Origin of the sequence: Hyphomicrobium sp., from assembly GCF_041659645.1 — a bacterium.
In the GTDB taxonomy this organism is placed as follows: domain Bacteria; phylum Pseudomonadota; class Alphaproteobacteria; order Rhizobiales; family Hyphomicrobiaceae; genus Hyphomicrobium_B.
On record NZ_JBAZXX010000002.1, the window covers coordinates 933,758 to 947,116 of the forward strand.

Annotated in this window: 15 protein-coding genes; 13 read left to right on the forward strand and 2 right to left on the reverse strand. The window is 61.6% G+C overall.

All coding sequences use genetic code 11. The features are described from left to right. Positions 1–117 precede the first annotated feature (117 nt). The 5 genes from mobA (at position 118) to WC811_RS09445 (ending at position 4,957) form a co-directional block, all read left to right on the forward strand. Positions 118–750 (forward strand): molybdenum cofactor guanylyltransferase MobA, encoded by a 633-nt coding sequence (gene mobA / locus WC811_RS09425; protein WP_372643470.1) that lies wholly within the window; start codon positions 118–120, stop codon positions 748–750. Beyond that, a complete protein-coding gene (mobB, locus tag WC811_RS09430; protein WP_372643732.1) occupies positions 747–1,313 on the forward strand; it encodes a molybdopterin-guanine dinucleotide biosynthesis protein B in 567 nt (188 codons plus the stop codon). Before mobA ends, mobB begins: the two co-directional genes overlap by 4 nt. 236 nt (positions 1,314–1,549) lie before the next feature. Further along, entirely contained in the window at positions 1,550–2,575 is a 1,026-nt protein-coding gene (moaA, locus tag WC811_RS09435; protein ID WP_372643473.1) for a GTP 3',8-cyclase MoaA, read from the forward strand. A 109-nt stretch (positions 2,576–2,684) separates the two neighbouring features. Continuing rightward, positions 2,685–3,437: an ABC transporter ATP-binding protein gene (locus WC811_RS09440; protein ID WP_372643476.1), complete on the forward strand. Its 753-nt coding sequence runs from the start codon at positions 2,685–2,687 to the stop codon at positions 3,435–3,437. Next, positions 3,434–4,957 carry a permease gene (locus tag WC811_RS09445; RefSeq protein ID WP_372643479.1) on the forward strand — a complete coding sequence of 508 codons (1,524 nt, stop codon included), beginning with the start codon at positions 3,434–3,436 and terminating at the stop codon, positions 4,955–4,957. The genes WC811_RS09440 and WC811_RS09445 overlap by 4 nt, the downstream gene beginning before the upstream one ends. A gap of 12 nt (positions 4,958–4,969) precedes the next feature. Here WC811_RS09445 and WC811_RS09450 read toward each other — a convergent pair whose 3' ends face one another. Together WC811_RS09450 and hpt are read right to left on the reverse strand one after the other, a co-directional pair. Then, positions 4,970–5,332, reverse strand: a complete 363-nt coding sequence (locus WC811_RS09450) for a response regulator (RefSeq protein WP_372643482.1) — start codon at positions 5,330–5,332, stop codon at positions 4,970–4,972. A gap of 35 nt (positions 5,333–5,367) precedes the next feature. Continuing rightward, positions 5,368–5,910 carry a hypoxanthine phosphoribosyltransferase gene (gene hpt, locus WC811_RS09455; RefSeq protein ID WP_372643486.1) on the reverse strand — a complete coding sequence of 181 codons (543 nt, stop codon included), beginning with the start codon at positions 5,908–5,910 and terminating at the stop codon, positions 5,368–5,370. A 166-nt stretch (positions 5,911–6,076) separates the two neighbouring features. Here hpt and ftsE point away from each other — a divergent pair, with 166 nt between their 5' ends. The 8 genes from ftsE to WC811_RS09495 all read left to right on the forward strand — a co-directional run bounded on the left by ftsE (position 6,077) and on the right by WC811_RS09495 (position 13,113). Continuing rightward, positions 6,077–6,733, forward strand: coding sequence for a cell division ATP-binding protein FtsE (ftsE, locus tag WC811_RS09460; protein WP_372643488.1), 657 nt, complete (start codon positions 6,077–6,079; stop codon positions 6,731–6,733). Continuing rightward, a complete protein-coding gene (locus WC811_RS09465; RefSeq protein WP_372643491.1) occupies positions 6,717–7,829 on the forward strand; it encodes a cell division protein FtsX in 1,113 nt (370 codons plus the stop codon). Before ftsE ends, WC811_RS09465 begins: the two co-directional genes overlap by 17 nt. Positions 7,830–7,995: 166 nt before the next feature. Next, positions 7,996–8,640: a YdcF family protein gene (locus WC811_RS09470; RefSeq protein ID WP_372643494.1), complete on the forward strand. Its 645-nt coding sequence runs from the start codon at positions 7,996–7,998 to the stop codon at positions 8,638–8,640. Beyond that, complete coding sequence (locus WC811_RS09475) at positions 8,633–9,433, forward strand: lysophospholipid acyltransferase family protein (RefSeq protein ID WP_372643497.1); 801 nt, start codon at positions 8,633–8,635, stop codon at positions 9,431–9,433. The genes WC811_RS09470 and WC811_RS09475 overlap by 8 nt, the downstream gene beginning before the upstream one ends. A gap of 148 nt (positions 9,434–9,581) precedes the next feature. Further along, entirely contained in the window at positions 9,582–9,884 is a 303-nt protein-coding gene (locus tag WC811_RS09480; RefSeq protein WP_372643499.1) for a hypothetical protein, read from the forward strand. A 133-nt stretch (positions 9,885–10,017) separates the two neighbouring features. Beyond that, the gene (locus tag WC811_RS09485) at positions 10,018–10,230 is read left to right on the forward strand and encodes a hypothetical protein (RefSeq protein WP_372643501.1); all 213 of its coding nucleotides are present in this window, start codon (positions 10,018–10,020) and stop codon (positions 10,228–10,230) included. Positions 10,231–10,415: 185 nt separating this feature from the next. Beyond that, positions 10,416–10,592 (forward strand): hypothetical protein, encoded by a 177-nt coding sequence (locus WC811_RS09490; RefSeq protein ID WP_372643504.1) that lies wholly within the window; start codon positions 10,416–10,418, stop codon positions 10,590–10,592. Positions 10,593–10,722: 130 nt separating this feature from the next. After that, positions 10,723–13,113 (forward strand): adenosylcobalamin-dependent ribonucleoside-diphosphate reductase, encoded by a 2,391-nt coding sequence (locus WC811_RS09495; protein ID WP_372643507.1) that lies wholly within the window; start codon positions 10,723–10,725, stop codon positions 13,111–13,113. Positions 13,114–13,359: the final 246 nt, after the last annotated feature.

Below are 13,359 nucleotides of genomic sequence, written 5' to 3' on the forward strand. Positions count from 1 at the left end.
CTATCCGCGCGATATAAGTCGGGTGAGCGCCGGTGGGAAGCGCCTCTCGCGGGTGCGGCCCAATTGCCCGGAAACAGGCGACTTGCTGTGCCCCTTGAGGCAGCCTAATCGTGGCCTATGCGGACGTGCGATCATATTCTTGGCGTCATTCTGGCGGGCGGTCGCTCGCGGCGCTTCGGCGGCGGCGACAAGGCGCTGGCGGACCTTAACGGACAATCCATTCTTTCGCGCGTCATCGCCCGGTTTCGGCCGCAGGTCGGACGGCTGGTCTTGAACGTCAATGGCGACGCGGCGCGCTTTGCTGCGTATGGAATCGAGACGATCTCGGATCGGGAGAGCCCCGAACTCGGCCCCCTGAGCGGGCTTCTCGCCGCGATGGACTATGCTGCAGAGCACACTCCCGGCATGACGGTGATCGCTACGGTCTCGGCGGACGCGCCGTTCGTGCCGGACGATCTGGTGGCGCGCCTTGATGCAGTGCGAAACGGGGGCGTCGCGATTGCGGAATCGGCCGGGAGGCGGCATCCAACGATTGGACTTTGGCCCATGAATGCACGGCCTGCCGTCGCCGATGCTCTCGCGCGGCAGGCATTGAGCGCCAACCGCCTTGCGAACGACCTCAATGCTGTTGCGGTGGCCTTTGCGATGCGCGACATTGATGGCTGCGAGATTGATCCGTTCTTCAACATCAACACGCGTGACGATCTCGGCGCTGCCCGTGTCCTCGCTAAAAAAACGATGGAAGGATAACCGTCTTGGGCAAAGCTTTTCTCTCCCACTCCTCCTCTTCTCTGCCGCTGTTCGGCGTCGCGGGCTGGTCAAATTCCGGCAAGACGACGCTGATCGAAAAGCTGACGTTACACTTTTCGGGCGAAGGGCTGCGCGTCGCGACGATCAAGCACACGCACCACAAATTCGACATCGATGCGCCCGGAAGCGACACCGCCCGGCATCGCGCGGCGGGCGCAGCCGAGACGGCGATCGTCTCGGGATCGCGCGTCGCTTTCATCGAGGAGATCGAGTCGGCGGGGGAACCGGCGCTCGAAGCTGTCGCGGAGCGCCTGCGTCCGGCGGACATTATTCTCGTCGAAGGCTATAAGGCTGCAAACATTCCGAAGATCGAGGTTCGCCGCGCCGCCGTCGCGCCGGAAAAGCTATTGGCGCCGACCGATCCGATGGTGCTCGCCATCGCGGCGGACTACGAGGTCGACGCGCACGGCAAGCCCGTGTTCGATCTTAACGATATCGACAATATCGCCGCCCTGATCGCCAGGACCGTCGGCCCCTTCAAACGGGTGCTGCAGCGGGCCTAGTGGCCCGTAAAGGCACGGAAGAGCTCACCATTCAGGACGGCGAGGCCGATCAGCCAGAGCACTGATGCGGCGACAAACCCCAATACGAAATACCCAGCGGGACTTTTCATCGATTTTTCCTCCCCTCAACCCGTTTTTTTCTACAATGCAGGAAAATGTGACGCGAGGCCTTTGCTTGTCCTTGACGTCCCTAGGCACGATATATGATTTCAAGGATCTTGCCGGGAGAAGGTCTCATGCTGGGCGCGTCTGCCCAAATCGCCGAAACGCCGCTCGTCGACCCCTTTGGCCGGTCGATCGAGTATTTGCGCGTCTCGGTGACCGACCGGTGCGACTTCCGCTGCGTCTACTGCATGACGGAGCATATGACTTTCCTTCCCAAGAAGGACCTGCTTTCGCTTGAGGAACTGGACCGCCTGTGCGCGGCCTTCATTCGTCGCGGTGTGCGGAAGCTTCGCATCACGGGTGGCGAGCCGCTAGTACGCCGCAACATCCTGTGGCTGTTCCGGGCACTCGGACGGCACCTCGAGACCGGCGCGCTCGATGAGGTTACGCTGACGACCAACGGCAGCCAGCTCGAAAAGTATGCGGGCGAGCTTCATGCCGCCGGGGTCCGCAGGGTCAACGTCTCGCTCGATACTCTCGATCCGCAAAAGTTTAAGGCAGTGACGCGTTGGGGCGATCTCGCCGCCGTCCTGCGTGGCGTCGATGCGGCGGAAGCAGCCGGCATCCAGGTGAAGTTCAACGCCGTCGCGCTCAAAGGCATCAACGAGGACGAGATCGAAAGCATGATCCGCTTCGCGCATGGCCGCGGCGCGGATCTGACCCTTATCGAGACGATGCCGCTTGGCGACATCGGCGAAGACCGCACCGACCAATATCTTCCGCTCTCGATCGTACGCGCGCGCCTGATGGACCGGCTGACGCTCGAAGATAATCCGTATCGGACAGGCGGCCCGGCGCGCTACGTGACCGTCAAGGAGACGGGCGGACGTCTCGGTTTCATTACGCCGCTGACGCATAACTTCTGCGAGAGCTGCAACCGCGTCCGCGTGACATGCACGGGCCAGCTTTACATGTGTCTCGGCCAAGAAGACGACGCCGATTTGCGGGCCCCGCTGAGGGCCTCCACGGACGACACGCTGCTCGATGCGGCTATTGTCGAAGCCATTTCGCGCAAACCGAAGGGCCATGACTTCGTGATCGACCGGCGCACGAAAAAGCCCGCCGTCAGCCGCCACATGAGCGTAACGGGCGGCTAGCCGCAGGCGCGGCACCCCTCGCGGGCGCCTTCACTCTTGTTCAATCACAATCCCTTAGCCTCGGAGCGGCAATGCCGTGTTTACCGATCGTTCAAGGTTGTGCGTACCGATGATCTCCCAAGCTCCCGCGCTCGAAATCCGCAATCTCAGCAAGACATTCAACGAAAAGGCGGTCGACGGACTGTCGCTCTCCCTCAGGCGCGGGGAGTTCTATGCGCTTCTCGGCCCAAACGGCGCGGGCAAGACCACGACGCTCCGGATGGTCGCGGGGCTTTTGAAGCCCGACGGCGGATCGGTCAGCATTTTCGGCATTGATGCCCTCCGCGATCCCGTCGCCGCAAAGGCCGTGACCGCCTGGGTGCCCGATGAGCCGATGGTCTACGACAAGCTCGATCCACTCGAATATCTCGAATTCGTCGCGGGCCTTTGGGGCATGGATGACGGCAAGGCGACCAAGCGCGCGGCGGAACTTATCAGCGTCCTCGACCTTGAAGCGCAGGCGCACATGCGCTGCCAGGGCTTGTCAAAGGGCATGCGCCAGAAGGTTGCGCTCGCGGGCGCGCTCATTCACGACCCGCAACTTATCATTCTCGATGAACCGCTGACGGGCCTCGACGCCGGATCGGCCCGCCGGGTCAAGGCCGTGCTGAAAGAGTACGTTGCGAATGGCGCGACCGTGGTGATGACAACGCACATTCTCGAAGTCGCCGAACGCATGGCGGAACGCATTGGCGTTATCGCGCGTGGCCGTCTCATCGCGGAAGGCACGCTCGATGAACTTCGCGTCCAAGGGGGTCATCGCGACGGCAATCTCGAAGACATTTTTCTAAGCCTCGTCGCCGAGGAAAGCGCCGCCGCATGACGACCGCATCGCTTCCATGGTTTGCACGGCACGAGTTGAAGCTTGCCTGGCGAGACTGGGCGCAGATGGCGGCGGGCGGCCGGACCAAGCGCGAACGCAGCGTGTTGATCGGGGCCGTCATTTTCGTGGCGCTGCTGCATTGGCTGGCTTACGTCCTGCTCTCGCGCGTCCTGCCGGGTGCCGACCTTGCGAGCAAGGCGACGCTGATCACGCTCACCGCGTCGATCCTGCTGACGTTCTCGATGATGCTTTCGCAGGCTATCGAGCAGGTGACCCGTGCTTTCTACGCGCGTTCAGATCTCGATCTCATCCTGTCGTCGCCGGCTTCGTCTCGGAACCTTTTTGCGGTTCGGATCGCGTCGATCGCACTGACCGGCGCGGCGATGTCAGCGATGATGATCGCCCCGGCGATCAACGCGGCGGCTTGGATCGACGGACCGCGCTGGCTTTCAGCTTATGCCGTTATCGCGGGATTGAGTGCTTTCGCTACCGGGCTTGCGGTGCTCATCACGCTCGGACTTTTTCGCGTTGCGGGCGCAAAGCGGACCCGGCTCATTGCCCAAATCATCGCGGCGGTCGTTGGGGCGGCGCTGCTCATCGGTTTGCAGGCCGCGGCGGTCTTCGCGTATGGCCGACTTTCGCGGTTCTCAATCTTGAATTCAGAAGCAGTTGGCCGAGCGGCTCCCGCCCTCGACAGCCTGTTTTGGATGCCGGCTAAGGCACTCATCGGCGATGCCAGCGCCGCGGTTGCGATCGTCACGACGGGCATCGCGTTCCTGGCCCTGGTGATCGCTGTCTATGCCTCCGAATTCGGCAGCAACGCCATCGTAGCGGCCAGTGTCGAAACCGACAAAAAGAGCGTCGGCGGCATTTCGAGGCCTTTCCGAAAAGTCACTCCGATTGGGGCGCTCCGGCATAAAGAGCTGACCCTACTCGGCCGCGATCCGTGGCTTCTGTCGCAAACCCTCATGCAGATCCTCTACCTGCTGCCGCCCGCCCTGCTTCTTTGGCGGGACATGGGCCAGGACACGCAGGTGCATGTCATCCTCGCGCCCGTTCTGGTGATGGCGTTTGGACAACTCTCCGGCGGACTTTCTTGGCTGACGATCTCGGGCGAAGACGCGCCCGATCTCATGGCGACGGCGCCGGCAACGGGCAACATGATCACGCGGGCCAAGATCGAAGCCGTCCTGACCGTGATCGCCTGCGCGGCGGCTCCGTTCGTCATCGGCATCGCCTTCATCTCGAAGGCTGGCGCGGTCGCAACGCTGTTCGGCATTGTTGCCGCGAGCATATCCGCGATCACGATTCAGCTTTGGTTCAAGAGCACGGCGAAGCGCAATCAATTTCGCCGGCGTCAGACCGCGACCAAGGTTGCGACGTTTTCCGAAGCGTTCTCTTCGATCTTCTGGGCCGGTGCTACCGGCTTCGCGGCGGCGTCGTCCTGGTTCGCGCTGGCGTTCATCGGGCTGGCGCTTTTGACGCTTTGGCTGACGTCGCGCATCAAGCCCGAGAACTGAAGCGCGTGGCCCTCACGAAAGCACGGATCTGACGGCCTGCTTGATCTGCTCGAGTGTAAACGGCTTTGAAATCGACAGCAGTTGACGCGCTCGCAAGCGGGCGGCGCGCTCAAGCTGATCGGAAAAACCCGACATGAGAACGACGGCGAGGCCGGGCTTCAGGGCCAGCGCCTTTTCAGCGAGAGTTATGCCGTCGAGCTGGGGCATGTCGACATCCGATACCAGAATGTCGATTTCGACCGCGCCGGATTCCAGAGCTTCGAGAGCCTCGACGCCGTCTTGCGTGACGTGCACCGTATGACCGTCAGAAATCAGCGCCCGCTTGACGAGATCGCGCACGGCGGCGTCATCGTCTGCGAGCAGGATCGTCGCCATGAAGCGCCCTCCCTTCGAACCCGGTATCCTCGGCCCTAATCGACGAGGCGGCCCACAAAGGGCAGCTCGCGGTAACGATGCGCAACGTCCATGCCATAGCCGACCACAAAGACGTCAGGACATTCGAAGGCGCAGTAGTCCGGTTCGATCGATACGGCGCGGGAGGCCTGCTTGTCGAGCAAAACGCACGTTTCGATGAGATTGGCACCGCGGGCCGAGATCAGATCCTTGGCGAAAGCCAGGGTGCGACCGGAATCGAGGACATCGTCGATCAGGATGACGTGGCGATGCTCAACATCGAGATCGAGGTCGCGCAAAATCGACACCTGGCCGGAGGAGACCCGGCTTTTGCGATAACTGGACAGCGTCAAGAAATCGACCTCCGGCGCCAATCCGGCTGCGTGGAGCGCCCGTATCAAATCGGCGGCGAAGACGAAGCTGCCTTTGAGGATCGGCACAACCAGGAGATTTTCCGGCCGTTTGGCTGCGATTTCAGCGGCAAGAACGCTAAGACGGACTTGGATATCCTCGGCGGAGTAGATCGTTTCTATGGTCGGAGGGACGTCTAAATCGCGCATGTCATTATCCTGCAACTCGCGGCGGCTGGCGGTCGGAAACCGTGAAGGTTCCTGTGTACACGACCGCGCCACAATCGTAATCGATTGATCATTGTGTCTTCGACGTGTCTATAAACGCTGGGACCTGTAAAGAGACATCAATATCCACTGCCAAGGCTAATACCTCTTGATTCGCTTGACGAATGTCGGACTGAAATACGACAGGGGGCCAGAGGTGCTGTCGGATGTGACATTCCATCTGCGGCCCGGGTCCTTCCACTTTTTGCATGGGGAATCGGGAGCGGGAAAAACGTCGCTGCTGCGCCTCATGTTCATGTCGCTGCATCCCACCCGTGGCGAGATCCGGATGTTCAGCGAAGACATCACGCAGGTGAAGCCGCAGATGCGCGCCGAGATGCGGCGGCGCATAGGCATCGTGTTTCAGGACTTCCGTCTCCTTGATCATCTGACGGTCTGGGAGAACGTCGCGCTGCCTTTGCAGGTCATCGGTAAAAAGCCCTCCGACTACCGCGAAGATGTAACGGACCTGTTGCAGTGGGTGGGCCTCGGCGACAGGATGTATGTTAATCCTTCGGTGCTGTCGGGCGGCGAGAAGCAGAGGGCAGCCATTGCGCGCGCAGTGATCGGCAAGCCGGAAGTGCTGCTGGCCGACGAGCCTACGGGCAACGTCGATCCGCAGATGGCGCGGCGCTTGCTGCGGCTGTTCGTCGAACTCAACCGGCTCGGCACCTCCGTCGTGATAGCGACGCACGATCATCAGCTCATGCGGCAGTTCAAAGCGCCGCGCATCGAGGTGCACAAGGGCCATGTCCGGATCATCTAGCCGTTTCACCGGACGAGCCGATCCAGCGATATCGCTGCCCGGTTACGACCCCTATGACGATCCCGTGACCGGCGTGCCATCACGCACGGCCGGATATCCGCCGTTCAGCGCCGAACCGGCAATCACGACGGAAGACCCGCAGCGTGATCTCAGGGCGCCGGGCCGCGACCGAGACCGCGAACGTGGCCGCAAGATGAAAGTGACGGCTCCGGTCGTACCGCCCGGCTCTGTCACGGGGCGTTCGCTGACGCTCGTCATCGCGATCATGTGCTTTCTCGCGTGTCTTACGGCCGGCGCGGTTTGGATGATCAAGGAATCTTCGGACGCTTGGCTCAGCGACATCGCGAGCGAAGTGACGGTGCAGGTCATTCCGCAGGAGACCGGCGACATCGACAAGACGGTCTCCGACGCGGTCGCGTTTCTGCAAAAGCAGCGGGGGATCGCGAACGTCAACGCGTTGAGCCTCGACCAATCGGCGGCGCTTCTGCAGCCATGGCTCGGCTCGGCGGATGCGCTTAAGTCGCTGCCGGTGCCCCGCCTTATCGCCGTCCAGGTCGATCGCACCGATCCGCCGGATCTGGCCGAGATTTCGACGGCGCTCACAAGGGACTTCAAGGGTGCGTCACTCGACGACCACCGCCGCTGGCAGCAGCAGATCCGCGCCGTGACACGGTCGTTCGCATTGGGGGGTCTGGCGATCCTCGCGCTCGTCGGCGCCGCGACCACAGCGATCATCGTTTCCGCGACCCGCAGCGCCATGGCGTCGAATCGCGAAATCGTCGAGGTGCTGCACTTCGTCGGCGCCACCGACAGATTCATTTCGCGCGAATTCGAGAAGCATTTCCTGCGGCTCGGGATCAAGGCGGGCATCGTCGGTGCGGCGTTGGCCATGCTCGTCTTCATGAGCATGCCGGCCATAACGGAAATGCTTGGCGGCGGGGCGGTCAGCGCCGTCGAGATGCAGCGGCTGATTGGAACCGGGGCGCTCGATGCGCTCGGCTATGTCATCTTGGGGTTCGTCGTCGTCACGATCGCAGGGCTTTGCATGGTGACGTCCCGCGTCGGCGTCTATCGCATCTTGCATGGCCGGCATTAGACGCGGGGAGCAATCATAATCCTGCGGGGGGAGTTGCTGTGATTTGCATGGCACAGCATCAAGTTCGCCCCGTGGATGAGGCTGCCTATCCGGCTGAAGTTCGGCTAGACTTCGCGACGACGGCCAGCGGCGCAAAAACGAGCGATACCGAACACACCATCCGACCATGACAGCGATCTCAAAGGCATTCGTTCTGATGCTGGCGTTCGGCGCGACCGCGCTGGCGTTCGGATTCGTGCTGTTTGCGGTATCCGTCACCCGCGAAGACGCGACGGGCTGGGACAAGGCCGACGGCATCGTCGTGCTGACTGGCGGCGACAATCGCATCGAAACCGGCGCCAAGCTGATGAGCGAGGGCCGCGCCAAACGAATGTTGATTTCCGGCGTCAATCGCAAGGTCAGCCGCGAAGAGATGCAGCGCCTGCTCGGCATCGACAAACAGCTCTTCAATTGCTGCGTCGATCTCGGCTATGAAGCGCTCGACACCGTCGGCAATGCCGACGAAACGAGAACCTGGGCCAATTCCAACCGCTACACGAGGCTGATTATCGTGACGTCGCGCTATCATATGCCTCGCAGCCTCGCCGAGCTGGCGCTGGTCATGCCCGGCGTCACGTTGCTGCCCTACGCGGTGACACCACGGAGATTTCCGGAAACGGCGTGGTGGCTACATGCGACGACAACTCGCGTGCTGCTCTCGGAGTATCTGAAATTCCTGCCGGCGGTTGCGCGCCTCACGGCGCAGCGCGTCATCGATTGGAGCGAGGGACGGTCCGTCGCGATCACGCCGCAGAAGCAAGCCGATGAGTAAACTGGCGACGCCCGGGCCGGCGCCATTGGTCGTCATCCGCTCCCTCGTCTACTTCGTCGTCTTTTACGTCGTCACGGCGCTGTATCTCGTTCTCGGCTCATGGCTGCTCATCGGCCCGCGAGCGTGGGCGATGAAGGGGCTCGAAGTTCATGGCCGCACCTGCGTCTGGCTTCTGCGGCTTATCTGCGGGACAAAGCTCGAAGTCCGCGGTCATGAAAATCTGCCGAAGACGGGATGCCTCGTTATTTCGAAGCATCAATCGGCGTGGGACACGTTTGGCCTCATATCGCTGTTTCGCGATCCGGCGATCGTGCTCAAGGAAGAGTTGAAGTGGATCCCCTTCTACGGTTGGTTCTGCATCAAGTTCGAGCATATCCTTGTCAGGCGCGAGAAAGCCTCGGCGGCGCTGAAAGCGATGATCCGCGATGCCCGGCAACGGATCGGCATCGGCCGCGAGGTCGTCATTTTCCCGGAAGGCACGCGGACCATTCCGGGTGCGGCTCCAGACTACAAGCCCGGCTATGTCGCGCTTTATGAAGCGCTTGGAGTCGCCACTGTGCCGCTTGCGCTCAATTCAGGCCTATTCTGGCCGCGCCGCAGCCTTTGGCGGTATCCGGGGACGATTGTCGTCGAATTCCTCCCCTCTTTGCCGCCGGGGCTGCCGCGTGCGGAATTTCGAACTCGGATCGAGACGGCAATCGAAGCCGCGAGCGCGCGATTGATCGATGAGGCGGCGCGGAGTCCTTCGCCGCCGCCGCTGGCGCAGATGCGCGCGGATACTCCGGCGCACTGAGTTTTCCACATCTTCTCCCGCGCGCTGATGTTCCGATGCCGCAATGCGGCTGAAATCGACAGCGAGCGCGCGCTTTGTTATGCACGGCGCCCGCCTCGGTATGGCACGATCCCAGACCTGATCGTTTCCGCAATCATGGAGCCATCCAATGCGTACTTCCGCCCGTTTGATGTGGGCCGTTCTCGCCGTCGGAGGCGCTGCTATGGCGGCCGCTCCGGCCGAAGCCAAAGACTGCTTTAACAAGGCCGCCGAGGGCGTCGCCCTCACCGAGGGACTCGCGCACTTCCAGGTCGACGCAGCGCTGCTGCAGTCGACCGACTGGAACATCTATTTCACCTGGGTGTCGGGCAACGGCACGCCGGGCTATTCGTTCGGCCCGCGTCATTACAAGTGCAGCCCGGCAGCTATCGGCTGGTCATGCCACGGCGAAGCGAAGCTCTGCAAACTCTGAGCCGGCGATTTTCTCATGGAATTTAAAAGCCGTTCGCCCGCGCCGAGACATCGGTCGCCGGGCGGGCGGCTTTTTATGCAGAGAAGCTTCCCGACCTTTATGCTATGCATGGAGGAATTCTTGGAGGCTTTTCATGTTCATTATTGAGTATGTCGCTTCCCCGATTGGGGTGGAACCGCCAGAGATATTCGATGAATTGGCGCTTGGATCAACGCTCGAAGAGGCCAGGGATCAAGCCGATACCCATTTGCCGGCGATGAAGGCCAAATACGGCGCTCGCGGGTATCGTATTTTCGACAAGAACAAGCATCGCGTCGCGATCGGCCCCTCTGGCTTCACCGGCTAGAGCCGCAAGGCATCGTCTCGAAGCATTCCGCTTCTCTGAAAAAGTGACGTTATCGCCTGCTGCGAGAGCAGCGCTGATCGGGCTGGGCACTGTCTCAGTTTGAGATTCAGGTCTGTTGACAGAAATTCACTGGCAGTGAACTCCCGTGCTATGCGTAGCGCGGAGCAATACGACGAGGCGCGCGCATGTCTAAAGAAGACAAAGTCCTGGCGGACTATCAGAAGCAACTCAAACTCGAACAAGAAAGATTAAGCGGCTACGCTCCGGGCACAACCGCGGCCGCCATTGCGGGCAGCAAGCAGAAAATAGCCAAGCTCAAGGGTATGATCCAAGCCCACGAGAGACGGGCAAAGCACGGCTGAGGGCACGACCACGGACCGAAGACAGAGTGGGCATCAACGGACGCGAAATTGATTGACGCGATCGCATTTGGAACATATGGTGAACATGAATTGAAGATTGGCCCCGAACGCCTACATTACGGTTGTTCCGATGAGCGCAATTTTGTCAGGTTTGCCCGCGATTTCCGACGCCATTTGGCGGCGCAAGTATCGCTTTGCCGGATCGTCGACGGCGGCTGCCGACGGGACAATCGAGGACACGTTCCGGCGCGCGGCCCTAGCTGCCGCATCGGCCGAACAAGGAAGCCAAGCGCAGGAGAAATGGGCGGGCGCCTTTTACGACGCCATGGCGGATTTCGGCTTTCAGCCGGCCGGACGGATTCTCGCCGGAGCCGGCACCGACCGCAACGTCACGCTCTTCAACTGCTTCGTTTTGGGGGCAATTCCCGACGACCTTTCGGGCATCTTCGAGAGTGTCAAAGAAGCGGCGCTGACGATGCAGGCGGGTGGCGGCATCGGCCATGACTTCTCGACGCTTCGGCCGCAAGGCGCGGCGGTCAAGAGCATCGGTGCCGACGCTTCGGGGCCTGTCAGCTTCATGGACGTTTGGGATGCCATGTGCCGGACGATCATGTCGGCGGGGCAGCGGCGCGGCGCCATGATGGCAACGCTTCGTTGCGATCACCCTGACATCGAAGCCTTCATCGCTGCAAAGTCCGATCCGTTGCGGCTGCGGAATTTCAATCTCTCCGTTCTTGTCACGGACGCGTTCATGGATACCGTCAAGCGCGGCACCTCGTGGGATCTCGTTTTCGAAGGCAAGGTCTACAAGACCGTCGACGCGCGGGGGCTCTGGGACACGATCATGCGTGCGACGTATGATTATGCGGAGCCGGGCGTCATTTTCATCGACCGGGTGAATGCGGCGAACAACCTCGCGTACTGCGAAACGATATCGGCGACGAACCCGTGCGGAGAGCAGCCGTTGCCGCCTTACGGCGCCTGCCTTCTCGGGTCGATCAATCTCGCACGCCTAGTCGAGAAATCGTTCACGCCGCAGGCCGACATAGACCGCGCGAAGCTCGAAGCGCGCGTCGCGACCGCCATTCGCTTCCTCGACAACGTCATCGATATTTCACGCTATCCACTCGACGCGCAGGCGCACGAAGCACGCGCGAAACGGCGTATCGGCCTCGGGATCACGGGGCTTGCCGACGCACTGGTGTTCCTCGGGCTTCCCTACGGCAGCCAAGCTGCTCGCGAGAAAGCCGCCGAATGGATGGCGATCATCCAGAACGCCGCCTATCGCGCAAGCGCGGCGTTGGCCGCCGAGAAAGGCGCGTTTCCGCTTTACGATGCGGAAGCTTTTCGGGCGCGACCGAACCTCGGGCGGCTCGACGATGACGTTCGCGCGGCAATCGCCGCCAACGGCATCCGCAACGGCTGTCTCACATCGATTGCGCCGACCGGAACAATCTCGCTTCTTGCGGGCAATGTTTCGAGCGGCATCGAGCCGGTGTTCGATTTCGCCTACCGGCGCCGCATCCTCGGCGACGGCACGACGGCGACCGAGGAGACGGTCGAGGATTTTGCCTATCGCGAATTTCGAGCGGCGTTCGGCGAGACTGCGCCGCTACCGGACGCGTTCGTAACGGCGGAGACGTTGTCGCCTGCCGAGCACATCGCGATGCAGGCGGCGCTGCAGCTCTATGTCGACAGCGCCATTTCCAAGACGATCAATTGCCCCGAGGACATTTCCTTCGAAGATTTCCGCGGCATCTATGCGGAAGCTTTCGATTTGGGCCTCAAGGGTTGCACGACCTACCGGCCGAACGCCGTTACGGGCTCGGTCCTTTCCAAGTCGACACCGGCAACGGACGGCGGGGAGCGGGCGCAACCGTCGGCGGCGAGATCGCTGGAGGATCCGGCGAAATCCGGCGACGTCGTCTACATGACGAAGCCGCTTGAGCGGGATGCCGCGCTCGAAGGCCTAACGTACAAAATCAAGTGGCCGGCGAGTGCGCACGCACTGTACGTCACCATCAACGACATCGTCCGCGACGGGCGGCGACGGCCATTCGAGATTTTCATCAACACGAAGAACCTCGAGCACTACGCCTGGACGGTGGCGCTCACGCGGATGATCAGCGCCGTATTTCGCCGCGGCGGCGACGTATCGTTCATCGCGGAAGAACTGAAAGCCGTGTTCGATCCGGAGGGCGGCCGCTGGATGGGAGGGCGCTATGTCCCGAGCTTGCTCGCGGCCATCGGCGACGTCATCGAGCAGCACATGCTTCACATCGGCTTCCTGACGCGCGAAGACGGCGAGAGTGGCCAGATTCAGCCCGCGCGCCAATCGATGGTTGCGATCGAGCGGATCGGCACCGAGGGTCAAGGCAAAACCCGCAACGACAGCAGCGCGCCGGGTCATCATGGGGCAGTCGCCGCGGCGCGGGTTTGTCCAAAATGCGGTGAGCGAGCGCTCCGGCATATCGAAGGCTGCTGGACCTGCACGAATTGTGATTATTCGCGCTGCGGCTAAGGCCATTGAAATTAACGATTTCGGCACCAGCCGTTCGCCATTTCGATAGCCGCCCCCGTCAAATCGCTAACGTGCATTTAGATTTGCTTGCGAAGCGCGTCTCTGCTCGGGCGGAGTGTTTGCAATTCTTGCTGTTCTCAACACCTCATTGACCATCGGGGCGCGATCAGGGCAAGCACGTCAAATTTTCGAACCAAAGTTCATCATTCCTCACGGTCCAGCGGGGTATCAAGGTCTCAAGAGCAA